This is a genomic window from Streptomyces sp. NPDC104581 (genome assembly GCF_055583685.1).
Window position 1 is genome coordinate 1 of the sequence record NZ_JBVJNN010000029.1, and the last position, 16,491, is coordinate 16,491.

General features: G+C 72.8%; 15 protein-coding genes. 8 read left to right on the forward strand and 7 right to left on the reverse strand.

The features are described from left to right. The first annotated feature begins 126 nt into the window (after positions 1-126). From thiE to ACZ61E_RS22430, 3 genes are all read left to right on the forward strand, one after another. Complete coding sequence (gene thiE / locus ACZ61E_RS22420) at positions 127-795, forward strand: thiamine phosphate synthase (RefSeq protein ID WP_469701609.1); 669 nt, start codon at positions 127-129, stop codon at positions 793-795. A 155-nt stretch (positions 796-950) separates the two neighbouring features. Next, positions 951-1,868 (forward strand): methylenetetrahydrofolate reductase [NAD(P)H], encoded by a 918-nt coding sequence (gene metF / locus ACZ61E_RS22425; protein WP_147872492.1) that lies wholly within the window; start codon positions 951-953, stop codon positions 1,866-1,868. A gap of 51 nt (positions 1,869-1,919) precedes the next feature. Beyond that, the gene (locus ACZ61E_RS22430; RefSeq protein ID WP_469701610.1) at positions 1,920-2,972 is read left to right on the forward strand and encodes a hypothetical protein; all 1,053 of its coding nucleotides are present in this window, start codon (positions 1,920-1,922) and stop codon (positions 2,970-2,972) included. A 75-nt stretch (positions 2,973-3,047) separates the two neighbouring features. On the opposite strand, the gene ACZ61E_RS22435 is transcribed toward ACZ61E_RS22430, so the two are convergent. From ACZ61E_RS22435 to ACZ61E_RS22445, 3 genes are all read right to left on the reverse strand, one after another. Continuing rightward, positions 3,048-4,583, reverse strand: coding sequence for a phytoene desaturase family protein (locus ACZ61E_RS22435; protein ID WP_469701611.1), 1,536 nt, complete (start codon positions 4,581-4,583; stop codon positions 3,048-3,050). A 109-nt stretch (positions 4,584-4,692) separates the two neighbouring features. After that, the gene (locus ACZ61E_RS22440; protein ID WP_469701612.1) at positions 4,693-5,298 is read right to left on the reverse strand and encodes a DUF4126 domain-containing protein; all 606 of its coding nucleotides are present in this window, start codon (positions 5,296-5,298) and stop codon (positions 4,693-4,695) included. Positions 5,299-5,575: 277 nt separating this feature from the next. Next, positions 5,576-6,199 carry a TetR/AcrR family transcriptional regulator gene (locus ACZ61E_RS22445; protein WP_469701613.1) on the reverse strand — a complete coding sequence of 208 codons (624 nt, stop codon included), beginning with the start codon at positions 6,197-6,199 and terminating at the stop codon, positions 5,576-5,578. A gap of 226 nt (positions 6,200-6,425) precedes the next feature. Between ACZ61E_RS22445 and ACZ61E_RS22450 the strand changes: the two genes are divergently transcribed. From ACZ61E_RS22450 to ACZ61E_RS22460, 3 genes are all read left to right on the forward strand, one after another. Then, the gene (locus ACZ61E_RS22450) at positions 6,426-6,968 is read left to right on the forward strand and encodes an SAV_6107 family HEPN domain-containing protein (protein ID WP_469701614.1); all 543 of its coding nucleotides are present in this window, start codon (positions 6,426-6,428) and stop codon (positions 6,966-6,968) included. 93 nt (positions 6,969-7,061) lie between these two features. Continuing rightward, the gene (locus ACZ61E_RS22455) at positions 7,062-7,850 is read left to right on the forward strand and encodes a methyltransferase (protein ID WP_469701615.1); all 789 of its coding nucleotides are present in this window, start codon (positions 7,062-7,064) and stop codon (positions 7,848-7,850) included. Between the two features lie 285 nt (positions 7,851-8,135). After that, entirely contained in the window at positions 8,136-8,534 is a 399-nt protein-coding gene (locus ACZ61E_RS22460) for a DUF3040 domain-containing protein (protein WP_078077777.1), read from the forward strand. A 323-nt stretch (positions 8,535-8,857) separates the two neighbouring features. Here ACZ61E_RS22460 and ACZ61E_RS22465 read toward each other — a convergent pair whose 3' ends face one another. The 4 genes from ACZ61E_RS22465 to ACZ61E_RS22480 all read right to left on the reverse strand — a co-directional run bounded on the left by ACZ61E_RS22465 (position 8,858) and on the right by ACZ61E_RS22480 (position 14,441). Further along, on the reverse strand, positions 8,858-11,281 hold the full coding sequence (locus ACZ61E_RS22465) for a transglutaminaseTgpA domain-containing protein (RefSeq protein WP_469701616.1): 2,424 nt from the start codon (positions 11,279-11,281) through the stop codon (positions 8,858-8,860). Continuing rightward, a complete protein-coding gene (locus ACZ61E_RS22470; protein WP_469701617.1) occupies positions 11,278-12,636 on the reverse strand; it encodes a DUF58 domain-containing protein in 1,359 nt (452 codons plus the stop codon). Before ACZ61E_RS22470 ends, ACZ61E_RS22465 begins: the two co-directional genes overlap by 4 nt. Continuing rightward, entirely contained in the window at positions 12,636-13,673 is a 1,038-nt protein-coding gene (locus ACZ61E_RS22475; protein ID WP_469701618.1) for an AAA family ATPase, read from the reverse strand. The genes ACZ61E_RS22470 and ACZ61E_RS22475 overlap by 1 nt, the downstream gene beginning before the upstream one ends. A gap of 204 nt (positions 13,674-13,877) precedes the next feature. Continuing rightward, positions 13,878-14,441 (reverse strand): beta-class carbonic anhydrase, encoded by a 564-nt coding sequence (locus tag ACZ61E_RS22480; RefSeq protein WP_469701619.1) that lies wholly within the window; start codon positions 14,439-14,441, stop codon positions 13,878-13,880. 444 nt (positions 14,442-14,885) lie between these two features. On the opposite strand from ACZ61E_RS22480, the gene rsmH reads away from it, so the two are divergent. Both rsmH and ftsL read left to right on the forward strand, forming a co-directional pair. Further along, positions 14,886-15,842, forward strand: a complete 957-nt coding sequence (gene rsmH / locus ACZ61E_RS22485; protein ID WP_469701620.1) for a 16S rRNA (cytosine(1402)-N(4))-methyltransferase RsmH — start codon at positions 14,886-14,888, stop codon at positions 15,840-15,842. Further along, on the forward strand, positions 15,839-16,489 hold the full coding sequence (ftsL, locus tag ACZ61E_RS22490) for a cell division protein FtsL (RefSeq protein WP_469701621.1): 651 nt from the start codon (positions 15,839-15,841) through the stop codon (positions 16,487-16,489). The genes rsmH and ftsL overlap by 4 nt, the downstream gene beginning before the upstream one ends. Positions 16,490-16,491 lie beyond the last annotated feature (2 nt).

Genomic DNA, 16,491 nt, shown 5'->3' on the forward strand with positions numbered 1-16,491 from the left:
CCGCCTCTCGCCCCACCCCCCCCTCCCCCTCCCCTCCCCCCCCCCCCCCCCCCCTCCCCCCCCCCCCCCCCCCCCCCCCCCCCCCCCCACACCCGGCACGCCAACGATCCGACGGGGGAGCCCCGCATGCCCGCAGCGCCCGGTACGTCCAGCGCACTCGATCTGCTGTCCGACGCCCGGCTCTACCTCTGCACGGACGCCCGGAAGCGGCAGGGGGACCTCCCCGAGTTCCTGGACGCCGTCCTCACCTCCGGTGTGGACATCGTGCAGCTTCGTGACAAGGGCATGGAGGCGGCCGAGGAGCTGGACCACCTCCAGGTCTTCGCCGACGCCTGCCGGCGCCACGGCAAGCTCCTGGCCGTGAACGACCGGGCGGACGTGGCGCACGCGATCGGGTCCGACGTGCTGCACCTGGGCCAGGGGGACCTGCCCGTCTCCGCCGCCCGCGCCATCCTCGGTACGGAGCTGCTCATCGGCCGCTCCACCCACTCCGAGGCCGAGGCGATGGCGGCGGCCGGCGAGCCCGGCGTGGACTACTTCTGCGCGGGGCCGTGCTGGCCCACGCCCACCAAGCCCGGCCGGCCCGCCCCCGGGCTCGACCTCGTGCGGTACGCGGCGTCGCTGGCCACCCGGCGCCCGTGGTTCGCGATCGGCGGGATCGACTCGGGCAACCTCGAAGAGGTGCTGGACGCCGGCGCCCGCCGGGTCGTGGTCGTACGGGCCCTCACCGAGGCGGACGACCCGGCCATGGCAGCCGCGGGCATCGCCAAGCGCGTCCGGGACAGGGTCGCCTGAGACCGGCCGCCGTGCCCCGCGCGTCCGCCCGACGGCGACGGACCCCCGGCTTCCGGCGCGGGGTCGCTGTCCGAGGGGTGGACAGGCATGGTGTGAAATGGACAAAAGGGCCTGCTCTGGTTGGGTGATCGCCGCGCCCTCGATAACCTTCCGGTATGGCCCTTGGTACAGCTTCGACCAGGACGGATCACGCTCGTACGGTGCGTGACCTACTTGCGACGGGCAAGTTGTCGTACTCGTTCGAATTCTGGGCGCCCAAGACGGAGAAGGGCGAACGGAACCTCTGGAACGCGCTGCGCCGGGTCGAGGCCGTCGCCCCGAACTTCGTCTCGGTCACCTACGGCGCCGGCGGTTCCACCCGCGCGGGCACGGTCAAGGCGACCCAGCAGATCGCCTCCGACACCACCCTCACCCCGGTCGCCCACCTCACCGCGGTGAACCACTCGGTCGCCGAGCTGCGGAACATGATCGGCCAGTACGCCGACGCCGGTATCAGGAACATCCTCGCCGTGCGCGGAGACCCGCCCGGCGACCCGATGGGCGAATGGGTCAAGCACCCCGAGGGCGTGACGTACGCGGCCGACCTGGTCCGTCTGATCAAGGAGTCCGGCGACTTCTGCGTGGGCGTCGCCGCCTTCCCCGAGATGCATCCGCGCTCGCCCGACTGGGAGAGCGACATCCGGCATTTCGTGGCCAAGTGCCGCGCGGGCGCCGACTACGCGATCACCCAGATGTTCTTCGACCCCGAGGACTATCTGCGGCTGCGGGACAAAGTGGCGGCGGCCGGCTGCGACACCCCGATCATCCCGGAGATCATGCCGGTCACCAACGTCCGGCAGATCGAGCGCTTCTCGCAGCTCAGCAACGCGTCGCTGCCCCCGGCACTGAAAGAGCGGATCCTCTCCGCCGCGGAGGATCCCGCCGCTGTACGCTCCATCGGTATCGAGTACGCGACCGAGTTCTGCGCGACGCTGCGTGCGGAGGGTGTCCCCGGACTCCACTTCATTACACTCAACAACTCCACGGCGACGCTCGAAATCTACGAGAATCTCGGACTGCACGAGCAGTCGTGACCGGTCGTACCCGTCCCGACCCGGGGCGGTGACCGCAGGAGAGGGGCGGGCATGGGCTGGACGGTCCTCTACATCGCGTTCGGCATCGTCGCGCTGTGGCTGCTGGGCGAGGTACTGCTCCAGTACAAGGCGCGGCTCCGTTGGCGACTTCTCGCCTTCACGGGTTTCGTCGGAGTGGTGCTGGGCGTCCTGCTCGCCTCCGTCCCGGTCATCGCCGTCGGCGCGATCGCGTTCGCGGTCGGCCAGACCTATGTGACGCTGTCGTTCCGCCGCGGCTTCTCCACCGGCTGGGCGATCGGCGGCAGCCCCGGCGCGAGCCGGCGCCGCAGGGCCGGCGGCGGTGAGGCCGGGACACGCGAACCGAGCCTGGAAGTCTCGGACTTGGAGTACCAGCCCGTCGCGGCCGACACCATGGGCGCCGGCCCCGCACCCAGCGAGCCCCCGGCCGCCGCGTCCGTCTACGAGCCGGAGCCGATGCCCGACGAGACCGGGCAGTACGGCGTCTACAGCGACGCCGCCTACCAGGCCACCCAGTACGGCAACTACGACCCGTACAGCGGCTACGACGCGCCCACCGGCCAGGACACCTACGCCGGACACGACACCTACGCCGGACACGACACCTATGCCGGACACGACGCCTACGCGGGCCAGGACGCCTACTCCGGCCGCGCCCACGACCCGTACGGCGCGACCGACACCTACGGCGCCGGTGACCCCTACGCGAGCCAGGGCCATGACGTGTACGGCGGTCAGCAGGACCCGTACGCGGGGCACAACGGGCAGAGCGGTCAGTACGACTACGACACGGGGCAGCAGCAGTACGCCGCCCACACCGACCCGTACGGCGCCACGAACAGCGGCGGCGACTCCTACGGCGCGTACGACAGTTACGGCGGCCAGCAGCAGTACGCGGCCCCCTACGGAGACCGGAACGGGCAGGGCGGCCAAGGCGCTTCGCCCGAGTACGGCACGGACACACCGCCCGGCGGGGTCTGGGTCCCGCAGCAGCGCGAGGGCGACGAGGTCCCCCCGATGCCGCGGCAGGCGCCCGACCAGTACGGCTACGACCCCCACCACGAAGAGCAGCGCTACCGCTACTGACACGCCCCCAACTCCCGCGACGTGTTCGCGAGTTGGGTCCGTGTCAGCCGTCCCCGTACGGCCGGTGCGGGGAGTTCAGCGCGATCCCCGGAAGTCCGCGCCCTCGACGATCAGCCCGGCGACCAGCGTCCCGGACATGCCCGCGTGCGCCAGCCCGCCACCGGGGTGCGCCTCGCCGCCCACGAGATACAGACCGGGCAGCCGCGTGCTGTTCGACGGACGCAGCAGCCGGCCGTCCGCGCCCGCCAGCGAGGGCGCGGGCACCGAACCGCCCCGTGCCCCGGTCCCGGCCGCCGTGTCCGCGGGCGTACGGATCTCCCGCCAGCACAGCCGCTCCCGCAGTCCGGGTACGGCGGCCCCGGCCGCCTCCACCAGCAGATCGGCGTACCGCTCGCGCAGCGCGGCGTCGTGCCAGTCCACCGGTCCCTGCGGTGCGACGGTGGCCGTGAGGGTGAGTGCCTCGTGCGCGTCGTCCGGACGCGTCGTCGGATCGTCGGGCCGCAGCACCGTGACCGTCGGCCGCTCCGCCGTCCGGCCGGAGAACACCGCGCCGGCCTCGGCCCCGCCGTCGGGGGAGTGCACCACCGTCCGGTGCGCCGTGCCGTCCGGTCTGCCGCCGCGCAGGGCCAGCAGCACCGTGAACCTGCCCGGGACCACCGGCGCACCGCCCCCGCCGTCGCCACGGGGCCGTACGTCGCCGTCCCGCCACAACTCCCGTTCCACGAGGGCCGCGGGGGCCGTCCCCGCCACCACGTGGTCCGCCTCCACGACCGTGGGGGCGGACGCCGCAGGCCCCGGAGCCAGCTCCACCCCGGCCGCGCGGCCGTCCTTCTCCACGATCCGGATCACGTCGGCCTGGAAGACGAACTCCACCCTGCGCTCCAGGCAGCGTTCGTACACCGCGTGCGCCAGCGCCCGCATGCCGCCCCGCACGTACCAGGTGCCGAACGTCTGCTCCATGTACGGCAGCACGGCGGCGCTCGCGGGCGTGCGCCGCGGATCGAGCCCGTACGACAGGACGTACCCCTCGAACAGCGCGGCGAGCCGGGGATCGGCCAGCTCACCCGTCCCCACCTCGGCGACGGTGCCCGCCAGCCGGGGCCCCCGCAGCAGCCTGCGCTGCCGGACGGCCGGGTACGGGTCGCGCCCCAGCACCTGCCAGTCGCCGCGCAACGGCTCCTCCAACAGAGGCCGCCGCGAACGGTCCCAGGCGTCCCGCGCCCGGCCGAGGAAGTCCCCCCACCGTGTCCCCGCTCCCGCGCCGAGCGCGGAGTCCAGGGCCGAGACGACCCCGGCGCGCGACGAGTCCGGCAGGGAGACGTCGGAGCCGTCCGGGAAGAGATGTCTGCTCGCCGGGTCGACCTGGGTCATCCGTACGCACTCTTCGAGCGGCTTCCTGCCGGTCTTGAGGAACAGATCCCGGTAGACGGCGGGCAGATGAAGCAGCGTGGGTCCCGTGTCGTACGCGAACCCGTCGCGTTCGAACCGGCCCAGGGCGCCGCCGTACGTCGCCGAGCGCTCGTACACCGTCACCCGGTGCCCCGCCACTGCCAGCCGGGCAGCCGCCGCCATCGCGCCCATCCCGGCGCCGATCACCGCAATCCGTGCCATGGAAGTGGACCTTAGCGGCCTGTTTTCCCGGCGCCGAAGCCGGGATGCCGGGCCGGGGAGCACGGGGTGGGGGCGGACGGGACGAGGAAGCACGCGAGGGCGCGCGGGGTCAGGGCGGCCATGACGCGGCGAGGCGCCGTTCCTCGCGTCTCTGGGCCCTGCGCTGCCGGAACCGGCGGATCCTCGACGCCAGGAAGAGGATGGTCACGATGCCGAGCAGCAGGAGGCCGCCCGCGACGACCGCCGCGGCGACCGGATTGAAGATCGCGAACGTGATGATCCCGGCGACGCCGAGATCCTCCAGGGTGCTGACGGCGATGTTGCTGAAGGGTTCCGGCGAGGTGTTCACGGCCATCCTCGCGCCGGCCTTCACCAGATGACTCACCAGGGCCGTCGATCCGCCGACGGCGCCCGCCGCGATCTCCGGGAGCGAACCGCTCTCCCCGGCGAGCAGCGCCGCGACCACCGCCCCCGACAGCGGCCTGACCACGGTGTGCACGGAGTCCCAGACCGAGTCGACGTACGGGATCTTGTCCGCCACCGCCTCACAGACGAAGAGCACACCCACGACGACCAGCACATCGGTGCGCTGGAGCGACTCGGGGACCTCGTCGGTCAGCCCGGTCGCGCCGAAGATCCCGAGCAGCAGAACCACCGCGTACGCGTTGATACCGCTGGCCCAGCCGCTGGTGAAGACAAGAGGGAGTACGGACACGCACGAGATCGTAGCCAGCGTGTGGGCCGGACGGGTGAGGATTCGAACGGGGTGGTGAGTATCCGTACCTAGTAGGCGAGATGAGTAGAGACGCGGATAGGCCCCCACCTGCGAAGACGGAAGAGTGGAGGCCACGGGAGGGGCGCGATGCCGAGACCGCCGGCACGGGGCGGCGGAGCGGTGTGGCACCCCGACCGCCACGGGGTGAGGCGACGCGCCGTTCCGGCCGGGAGTGAGGTCCCGATCGGAGCGGCGCGTTTCCGCGTTCGTCCGGCTCTCAGTGAGGCGAGGGTTCGCCCGCGCCGATCCTCCCGTGCAGGAGCAGCGAGAGCGCCGAGTGCACGTCCTCCACCGACCGCTCGGGCTGGAACGCCTGCCAGTCCAGGGCCGTCACCAGCACCATCCCCACCAGCGCGGCGGCCGTCAGCGGGACATCGACGTCCCGGCTCAGCTCACCGCCGTCGACCCCCTCCTGGAGCACCTTCTCCACGACGCCCATGGCCTGCTGACGCACCACCAGAAGCGTGGACTGCCACGCCCGGTTGGTGCGCCAGAGCTCGGCGACATAGAGGCGGGTGAACGCCGGATGGCGGTCTATGAAGGCGAGCCCCGCCCTGATCATGGCGTCCAGCGCCTCCACGCTGGTGCCGTCGCGCTCCGCCGTCTCGTCGGCGGCGGTCCGTAAGGAGGCGGTGAGCCGGCCGACGCCGTCCCGCAGAAGCTCCTCGAAAAGCTCGGTCTTCCCATTGAAGTTGTAGTAGACGGTGCCCTTGGCGACTCCGGCCCGGTCGGCGATCTCGTCAACGGTCGTCGCGGAGAAGCCCTGTTCGGCGATGAGCGTCACCGCGGCTTCGTGAAGTTTCTGTCGGGTGGCCCGTCGGCGGGTGCTGCTGCTGTCCATGCGCCCGATTCTCACAGGCGTCACGCACGTGTCCGACGGGCAGCCGCGATGCGGGACGGGGGTGGACGGGGAGCGCCGGCGAATCCGCGCCGACCGGCCGGCGCGGAAACCGCCCTGAGCCTCACGACGGGGCAAAAGTGCAGGTCAGGGCGGATTGTCAGTGGTGTGCTCCAAGATGGACACATACGGCCACAGAGCCGTCACAGAGACGACCAGGAGGTTCGTCATGGCCAGTTCCTACGCCGCAGCCGCACGCCGGCGAAGCACAGGCGGCCCTGCCCCCTCGCTGACCGGCCCCGCGACCGACGTCCACCCCGTGCAGAGGCGCGCGACCGCGCCGCCCGCCGCCCTCGACCTGCTCGCCCAGGCCCGTACGGGGCTGGACGAGGCCGCCACTCTCGACACCCCCAACGAACGCTATGCGACGGCCCATCTGGCCGCCCTGCGCACCGCCGCGGCGGTCCTCGCCGCCCGTGGCCGGCCCGAGCCCGCGGCGGGGCCGCGCCGCAGGCGCATAAGGAGCGCCTGGGAGGTGCTGCCCGAGATCGCGCCCGAGCTGACCGAATGGAGCGCCCTGTTCGCGTCCGGAGCCACCCGCCGGGCGCGGGCCGAGGCCGGGATACGGGGCGCGGCGAGCAACCGCGACGCCGACGACCTGCTCCGCGACGTGGCGATGTTCCTGCGCCTCGTGGAGCGGCTGCTCGTGCTCGAACCGGTGCTGCCCCAGCCCCGGGCCGAACAGCCGGAGAAGGGCGGCGCCGCCGGGTGACGGGGACGGCCGACCGAGGCAATAGGCTGTGCGGTGCCTGCACCTTTCCTGCCCCGCGACCTGGGGCGGTACCGCGCCGAGGAGTCAACTGCCGTGTCGGACCCTTCCCCTGCCTTCGGTGGAGAGACGCCGTCGCGCCCTCGTAGCTCCCTGCGTACCGCCGTCGTGTGGGAGGTGCTCGAACGCGCCCTGCGCCGCCGCGCCGCAGCGGTGGGGGACGGGGCGGTCCTGGACGTCCTCGACACGGGAGGCGGCACGGGCAACTTCGCCGTGCCCGTCGCCCGCCTCGGGCACCGGGTGACCGTCGTCGACCCGAGCCCCAACGCGCTGTTCGCGCTGGAGCGCCGGGCGGCCGAGGCGGGGGTCGCCGACCGCGTCAACGGCGTCCAGGGCGACATCCTGGGCCTGTTCGACGTCGTGGAGCGGGGCGGGTACGACGCGGTGCTCTGCCACGGCGTCCTGGAGTACGCCGACGACCCGGCCGAGGGCCTGCGCAACGCGGTGGAGGCGCTGCGGCCGGGCGGTGCGCTGAGTCTGCTCGCCGCGGGCGTCGGCGGCGCCGTACTGGCCAGGGCGCTCGCCGGGCACTTCACCGAGGCCCGGCAGGCACTCGCGGATCCCGCGGGCCGCTGGGGCGAGGGCGATCCGGTGCCCCGGCGCTTCACCGTCGAGCTGCTGACCGAACTGGTCGAGAAGGCCGGTGCCGAGGTGGGCGCCGTACACGGTGTCCGGGTCTTCTCCGACCTGGTCCCGGGCGTTCTGGTGGACACTCAGCCGGGCGCTCTGGAGGCCCTTCTGAAGCTGGAGGCGGCGGCCGCCGAGCAGCCCTCGTTCCACTCCGTCGCGGGCCAGCTCCACGTGCTGGGCGAGAAGCGGGCCTGACGGAGAACGCCCGCGAGCACTGATCGCCGGGCTGATCAGCAACGAAGCTGCGCATGGAGTGCGCCACAGGCCCCCCGGCAGAGCGTTCGGCGCCGTATGATCGGGGTACGCCTTCCGGCATGACGGGTCGACGGTTGGGGAATCAACGCCTCAACGGCCGAGTCGGCATGGCGGCCCGGATTGGCGAAATGGCGTAGAGGGCGGGTTTCACGGGGGCGAATCCCTGCCTATCCTGAAGGGGCCGCATACCGGTCGCCCCCCGCGACCGACGACTAGGAGGACTCCGTGCCGCTCTCGGAGCACGAGCAGCGAATGCTCGAGCAAATGGAGCGAGCGCTGTACGCCGAAGATCCCAAGTTCGCGACAGCGCTTGAGGGAAGCGGGCTGCGTACGTACACCCGGCGACGGGTCTACCAGGCGATCGCTGGCTTTCTGGTGGGTATCGCGCTCCTCATGACCGGTATGGTCGCCAAGCAGATCTGGATCGGCGTGGTGGGTTTCCTCGTCATGCTGGGCTGCGCGGTTCTCGCGGTCACCGGCTGGCGCAAGGCCCCGAAACCGGGTGAGCAACAGCCGTCCGGCGAGGCCACCGCCGACCGCAGGCAGCAGCCTCGGCAGCGCCGTTCGTTCATGAACCGGATCGAGCAGCGGTGGCAGCGTCGCCGTGACGAGCAGGGTCAGTAGAACGACTCCGGGATTCCCGGGCTTGCAGTAGTGGTGCGACTGCCGTGAGAAACGGCGGATACGGGTGAGGGGGGGGGGGGGGGGGGGAGGGGGGGGCGCCCCCCCCCCCCCCCCCCCCCCCCCCCCCCCCCCCCCCCCCCCCCCCCCCCCCCCCGGGCCCCTGCCCCGGCCCGCGACCCCGGCGTGCGGCGCGGCACACGCCGCCTCGGCCCGGAGGAGCACCGGGGCCCGGAGAGACGGCAGGGGCGGGGTCACGGGGCCCGTAAGCCGCCCCGTGACCCCGCCCCATCGCCGTTCCCCGGCCCCCGGTGCCCCGCTTCCGCTCAGCCCCGCTGACGGGACGGCCTGCGGAACAGCGCCGCCCACCGGCGGCCCAGCTCCGCACGGCGCGCTCCCCAGCGATCGGTGACGGCCGACCAGCGCTCGGCGAGCCCCCACATCACCCGAACGGACGAGCGCGGCAGGAAAAGCGCCCGCTGTCTGGTCCAGCGGCCCGCCGCCCGGCCCAGTCCCGCGCGGACCCGCTGGGCGTCCTCGGCCAGACCCGTCACGGGCCGCGGTTCCGGTGCGTACAGGACCATCTCCACCGCACGCGCGACCCGGTGCACGGCGTCGGCCGCGTCACCCTCCAACTGCCCCAGGCTCACGATCCGGGCCGCCGTCTTCCGCGGTGTCCGCGATTCGTCGGGACGGATGCCGTGGTCCCAGGCGGTGTCGATGATCTCCCGCCAGGCGCCCAGCACGCGGGCCGTGGCATCGGCGGGCGTACGGCCCCCGGAACCGAGCCGCCGGGCCCGGATCCGGGTGCGCCACAGCAGTGGCAGCAGTGGCAGCAGCAGGACCGCGAGAACGCCCAGCGTGATGGCGGCCACCGTCCCCGCCGGTGTCCCCGAGTCGGTCGGTGGCAGCGCCCCGGCCGGCGCGGTCGTACCGCACTCGCCGATCCTGGCGTCCTGGGGCGGGCAGCTGTCCGAGGCGGACGGCCGGGAGGCCGGCGCGGACGTCTCGCTGGTCTCGGGCTCGGCCGGGTCGCTCGCGTCGCCCGAGGGGGCCTCGGGGATCGTGTAGTCCGGGGCGCTGCCCCGGCTCGGCGTCGGCTCGAAGCGGGTCCAGCCGACACCTTCGAAGTACAGCTCGGGCCAGGCGTGCGCGTCACGGAGCCCGACGGACATCGTGCCGTCCGACTGCGGTGTGCCCGGTGTGAAGCCCACCGCCACCCGGGCGGGGATGCCCAGCGTGCGGGCCATCGCCGCCATCGAGAAGGAGAAGTGGACGCAGAAGCCCTCCTTCTCCCTCAGGAAGCGGGTGATCGCCGAGACGCCCGTGCCGGAGGCGACCTGTGTGTCGTAGGTGAAGCCGCCGTCCACGGCGAACCAGTCCTGGAGCCTGACGGCCCTCTCGTAGTCGTTCGCCGCGCCCTCGGTCACCTGGCGCGCGGTGGCCTCCACCTCCTCCGGGAGGACCTCCGGCACCTTGGTGTACTCCCGCACCAGGGAGGCCGGGGGCCGCGGAGCCGCCGCGAGCTGCTCCCGGGTGGGCTCCACCAGCAGACTGGTGACCTGGTACTGGGCGCCGCGTGTGGTCTCGCCCCGGTCGCCGACCAGGGTCCGGCCGGTCGGTTCGAAGCGCCAGCGCCCCTCGATGTCCACCTCCGAGGCCGGATAGGGCATCGGAAGGTAGTTCTGCCGGTACCAGCCGGCGGCGGAGATGCTCGTCTTGATCTCGGTGGTGCGTACGTCCCCGCTCAGACCGGGCGGTCCGGGGAGCCTGCTCGGCACGTCCTCGACACTGCGCTGGGAGAACCGCCAGGACGTGCCGTCGAAGTCGTCCAGCGCCATGATCCGCAGATACAGGTTCTGGGTGTTCTCCGCGTTCGTCCGGTACCGCAACGCCTCCCGGTCCTCGGGCTGGTTGAGGTTGTCCTGGAGCGACACCAGAGGGTTGACGGCGGAGATCGTGCCGCCGCCCAGGCCCGAACCCGACCCGGCCCCCGTACCGTTGAGCAGTCCGCCGTTCAGCGACGGCAGCGCGGCGGGCACCACGAGCGCGATGCCCAGGGCCATCACACCGATCCGGCGGCCCGTGCGGACCGGGGCCGCGGCCCCGCCCCCGCCGTCCATCCCGCCGGCCGTACGGCCCGGGGCGCGCGGAGCGCCGCCGAAGACCCGGCCCCACTGGGAGAGCCGGTCCCGGCCCTCGGCCAGCAGCAACAGCAGATAGCCACTGGCCGCCAGCAGGAACCACAGCCAGGAGGCGTCACCGCCGGAGAGACCGGCGGCGACCGAGTACAGCGCGAGCAGCGGCAGTCCGGCGGGCGCGGCGCTGCGGAACGTCACGGCGAGCGCGTCCACGGCGAGACCGATGACCAGCACGCCACCGACCAGCATCAGCCTGATGCCGTCGGTCGACGGCGCCGGGACCGAGTACCGGGCGACCTCCTGACCACCCTGGTTCAGCAGGTCGCCGAAGCGCAGGAAGACGTCCGGGCCGGGCAGCAGACCGAACAGGGCCTGCTCCGAGGCGAAGACCACCGTGAGCATCAGCAGCCCGGCTGCCGCCTGGAGCGCCACGGTCAGCGTTCTGGCCAGCGGCACCCGCCGGCCGAGCGCGCCCACCCCCGCCACGACCGCCACCATGAAGGCCGCCTGGAGGAACCAGGTGACCGGATCGACCAGCGGCAGCAGAGCGCCCGCCGCCATCATCGTGGCGGCGAAGGCGCACAGCGCCAGCCTCGCGCGACCGCTCATGACCATCCTCCGGAGAAGCCTGCCGAGCCCTGTGCCGCGCTCGACTCGGTGCGCTGGTGTGCCGCCTGCTGCCACAGATCGGGGAGCGAGGCCCCGGCCGGCACCGCGAGGCCGTTCCAGCCGGACTCGCGCAACTGCCGGAGGCGGTCCTGCACCCGCGCGGGCGGTTCACCCTCGTCCGGGACCCAGCCGGAGCTGTCCAGGACGAAGGCCAATGCGGCGCCGCTGCGGTGGCGCATCCGGCAGGCCACCGCGGTCTGCTCCTCGTCGAGATCACCGAGGAAGGCGATCAGCAGTCCCTCGGTCCCGCCGCGCAGCACGTCGTACGCGCGGGAGAGCCCGGCCCCGTCGGAGTGGTCGACGACGGCGAGCGTGTCCATCATCAGTCCGGCCGCGTCGGCTGACTCCTGGGACGAACCGGCGAACCCCTCGGCGCCCTGGTTGGGCACCGAACTCCCCGTGTCCGTCAACAGCCGCACGGACAGGCCCCGTTCCAGCATGTGCACCAGCGCGGACGCGGCGCCCGACACCGCCCATTCGAAGGCCGAGTCGGGGCCCGCGCCCTGGTAGGCGAGCCTGCGGGTGTCGAGCAGCACCGTGCACCTGGCACGCTGCGGCTGCTCCTCGCGACGCACCATCAGCTCGCCGTAGCGCGCCGTGGAGCGCCAGTGCACCCGGCGCAGGTCGTCGCCGTGCCGGTAGCCGCGCGGGATGACGTCGTCCTCGCCGGCCAGCGACAGCGAGCGCTGCCGCCCGTCGCCGTACCCCGCCGTCGCGCCCGCCAGCCGGACCGGTGGCAGCGGCTCGGTCCGCGGTATGACGGTCAGGGTGTCGTGGGCGCTGAAGGAGCGCGTCAGCTCGCACATCCCGAACGGGTCGCTCAGCCGCAGTTGCAGCGGCCCGAGCGGGTAGCGCCCGCGCAGGTCGGAACGGACCCGGTAGGACACCTCGCGGCGCCCGCCCGCCTCCACCCGGTCCAGGACGAACCGGGGGCGCGGGCCCAGCACGTACGGCACATGGTCCTGGAGCATCAGCAGACCGGTGGGCAGCCGCGACACGTTGTCCATCCGCAGATGGACACGGGCCTCGGACCCCGCAGGCACACGCGACGGCGAGAGCCGCCTGCTGCCCGCGACCCGGTAGCGCGTGCGGTACAGCACGCCCACGCAGACCAGCGGCAGGACGGCCAGGAGCATCCCCACCCGGAGCAGATCCGCCTGGCCGAGGACATACGCGCAGACCGCCGCCGCGATACCCGCGGCGAAGAACGACCGGCCGCGGGTGGTGAGACCGCCCAGCGCCGCCCGCAGCCCGCCTCTGTCCTCGCTGCCCGAGGCGGTGGCGCCGGGCTCCATCACAGCCGCCGGACGCCCGGCTGCTGCCGGTCGTAGAGCGGCGCGGCGCCCACGGGGGCCTGCCGGCCGCCGTCGGCCGTCGGCACCGGAACGCGCTGGAGGATCTCCAGCACGACCTGCTCGGCGGTCCGGCGGTTGAGCTGTGCCTGCGCGGTCGGCAGCAGCCGGTGCGCCAGCACCGCCGCCGCCAGCGCCTGCACGTCGTCCGGCAGCGCGTACTCCCGGCCGCTCAGCGCGGCGGACGCCTTCGCCGCGCGCAGCAGATGCAGCGTCGCGCGCGGTGAGGCGCCCAGTCTGAGATCCGGGTGGTTACGGGTCGCCGCGACCAGCTCCACCGCGTACCGCCGTACGGAGTCGGCCACATGGACCTTCCGCACGGCGTCGATGAGCTTCACGATGTCGTGCGCGTGGGCCACCGGCTGGAGATCGTCCAGCGGCGAGATCCCGCCGTGCACGTCCAGCATCTCCAACTCGGCCTCCGCGCTCGGATAACCGATGGAGACCCTGGCCATGAAGCGGTCGCGCTGCGCCTCGGGCAGCGGATAGGTGCCCTCCATCTCGACCGGGTTCTGCGTCGCCACCACCATGAAGGGGCTGGGCAGTTCGTAGGTCTGTCCGTCGATGGTGACCTGGCGCTCCTCCATCGACTCCAGCAGCGCCGACTGCGTCTTGGGCGAGGCGCGGTTGATCTCGTCGCCGATCACGATCTGCGCGAAGATCGCACCGGGCTTGAACTCGAAGTCCCGGCGCTGCTGGTCGTAGATGGAGACCCCGGTGATGTCCGAGGGCAGCAGGTCGGGCGTGAACTGGATACGCCGGACCGAACAGTCGATGGAACGCGCCAGCGCCTTGGCCAGCATTGTCTTGCCGACGCCGGGGACATCCTCGATGAGCAGATGTCCCTCGGCGAGCAGCACTGTCAGCGAAAGCCGTACGACCTCAGGCTTGCCCTCGATCACACCCTCCACCGATGCGCGGACACGCTCCGCTGTGGTGGTCAGATCTGTGAGGCTCGCTCGATCGTCATAGGTCGTCACCCGGCCCTCCTCGGCCCGTTCATACGGGCCGGGGCTCTTCTCACGGCCCGGCCCACCCCGAAATACGGACGCCGCGCCCGGAAGGTTCCGGAGCACCGCTGTCACTCACGCATTCTTCTAGCCGTTACCGCTTCGTGTCACTCGCCTGTGGATAAGTGGGTGTGAATTGCCGGAGTTGCCGTGATTCTGGCGCGGGCGACGCGGTCAGCCCGCCGAGTCGATCTCCCGCAGGAGGCCGGTCGACACGTCGAAGACGAAACCGCGCACGTCGTCGGTGTGCGGGAGGAACGGTGAGGTCCGCACCCGCTGCATCGACTGCCTCACGTCCTGGTCCACGTCCCTGAACGACTCCACGGCCCAGGCCGGACGCTGTCCGACCTCCATTTCCAGTTCGTGCCTGAAGTCCTCGGTGAGGGCCTCCAGACCGCAGCCCGTGTGATGGATCAGTACGACGCTGCGGGTCTTGAGCGCCCGCTGGCTGATGGTCAGTGAGCGGATGACGTCGTCGGTGACGACGCCGCCCGCGTTGCGGATCGTATGACAGTCGCCGAGCTCCAGGCCCAGGGCGGCGTGCAGGTCGAGGCGGGCGTCCATGCAGGCGACCACGGCGACGCGGAGCACGGGACGGGCGTCCATGCCCGGGTCGCCGAACTCCTTCGCGTAGTGGCGGTTGGCGTCCACGAGCCGATCGGTGACCGTACCGTCGGCTCGGGCCGAACCGGCGGACGCGCGGTCGGACTCGGCAGGGAGGTGCGCGGATGTCGACATACCTGTAGACGGTAATGCTCAGCCGCGTCCTGAGCCCGCTGTGCGACCGGACAAACATCGTCAACGAGGCCCGGTGTGAGGTAAGCCACACAGGTGAATTCCGGTGGGGCGCGCGGGTGGCCGGTGCTGATTTTTCTTGCGCGCGGTCATGTCGCCACCCCGTCGGAACCCCACTCGATCTTCACTCGATCTTCGCCCGATCGGCGCCGCCGGTCCCCGTGCGGCGGGCCGGGCGACGCGCTGACCGGTTGATTGACCGAGGGGGCCTGTGGACTAAAGTGGCGCGAAGTTCACGGACATCCCGAACACTCCCCGAATTCCCCCGCGTGTGCGGCGTACGTGCGGCTCGGCCTCCTCACGCTCGGCGGTACGTCCGTCCACGCCGGACCTGAGAGGGCGCATGAGCGAGCGCAGCCAGCGAACCAGGCCCCGCGAGGCCCGCGAATGACCGGCACCCGGCACGTCCCGGTGATGCTCGACCGGTGCCTCGACCTGCTCGCCCCCGCCCTCACCGAACCGGGCGCCGTCGTCGTCGACTGCACCCTCGGCCTCGGCGGCCACAGCGAGGCACTGCTCACCACCTTCCCCGCCGCGCGGCTCGTCGCGCTCGACCGGGACAAGGAGGCGCTGCGGCTCTCCGGCGAGCGCCTCGCCCCGTACGGCGACCGCGCCACCCTCGTGCACGCCGTCTACGACGAACTGCCCGACGTGCTCGACCGGCTGGGCATCCCCCGGGTCCAGGGCGTGCTCTTCGACCTGGGCGTCTCGTCCATGCAACTCGACGAGGCGGAGCGGGGGTTCGCCTACGCCCAGGACGCCCCCCTCGACATGCGCATGGACCAGTCGGCCGGAATGAGCGCGGCCGAGGTCCTCAACACCTACCCGCCGGGCGAACTGGTGCGGATCCTGCGCGCGTACGGCGAGGAGAAGCAGGCCAGGCGCATCGTCTCCGCGATCGTCAGGGAACGCGCCGTCGAGCCCTTCACCGGCAGCGCCCGCCTGGTCGAACTCATCCGGGACGCCCTGCCGCAGGCCGCCAAACGCACCGGCGGCAACCCCGCCAAGCGCACCTTCCAGGCCCTGCGCATCGAGGTCAACGCCGAGCTGTCCGCCGTGGAGGCCGCCGTCCCGGCCGCCGTCGCGTCCCTCGCGGTCGGTGGCCGTATCGCCGTACTCGCCTACCACTCCCTCGAAGACCGGCTGGTCAAGCAGGTCTTCGCGGCCGGCGCCGCCAACACGGCGCCCCCCGGCCTGCCCGTCGTGCCCGAGCGCTACCAGCCGAGGCTCAGACTCCTGACGCGCGGCGCCGAACTGCCCACGGAGGAAGAGGTCGCCGAGAACCGCAGGGCCGCCCCCGCCCGGCTGCGCGGCGCCGAGCGGATCCGGGAGGACGTGCGGTGAGGGGACCGGCCAGGCAGCTCAGGGGACGTGCCGCGCGGCTCGCCCGGCTGATGCCGACGACCGGGCCGAGCACCGCGGCGCGCACACCCTTCGTCCTGCTGGTCGTTCTCCTCCTCGGCGGCGGGCTGATCACCCTGCTCCTGCTGAACTCCTCGCTCAACGTCGGGTCGTTCCAGCTCAGCGAGCTCAAGAAGCGGACCACCGACCTGACCGACGAGCAGCAGGCGCTCCAGCGGGACGTGGACGACCTCTCCGCGCCCGACGCGCTGGAGCGCCGGGCGCGCGAGCTCGGCATGGTGCCCGGCGGCAGCCCCGCCTTCCTCGGCCCGGACGGCAAGGTCAGCGGAGTCCCCTCCGAGGCCGGCGCGATCCCGTACGCCGCGCCCTCCGCCATGGACGCCGTCCCGCCCGCCGCGCCGAGCCTGCCCGCCTCGCTCGCCCCCTCCGTGACCCCGTCGCCGTCGCCCACGGGCAGCCCGGCGTCCCCCTCCCCGGGGGAGTCCACCGACCCGGCCGCCACCCCCGCCACCCCCTCCACCGGCCCGCCCGCCCCCTCCGCCTCGACGGGCTCCCGCGGCGCGCCCGCCACCCCTCCCACGCCCGGACCCACGTCCGGCACCCCCACCCCGACGACCTCCGGCAGGTGATC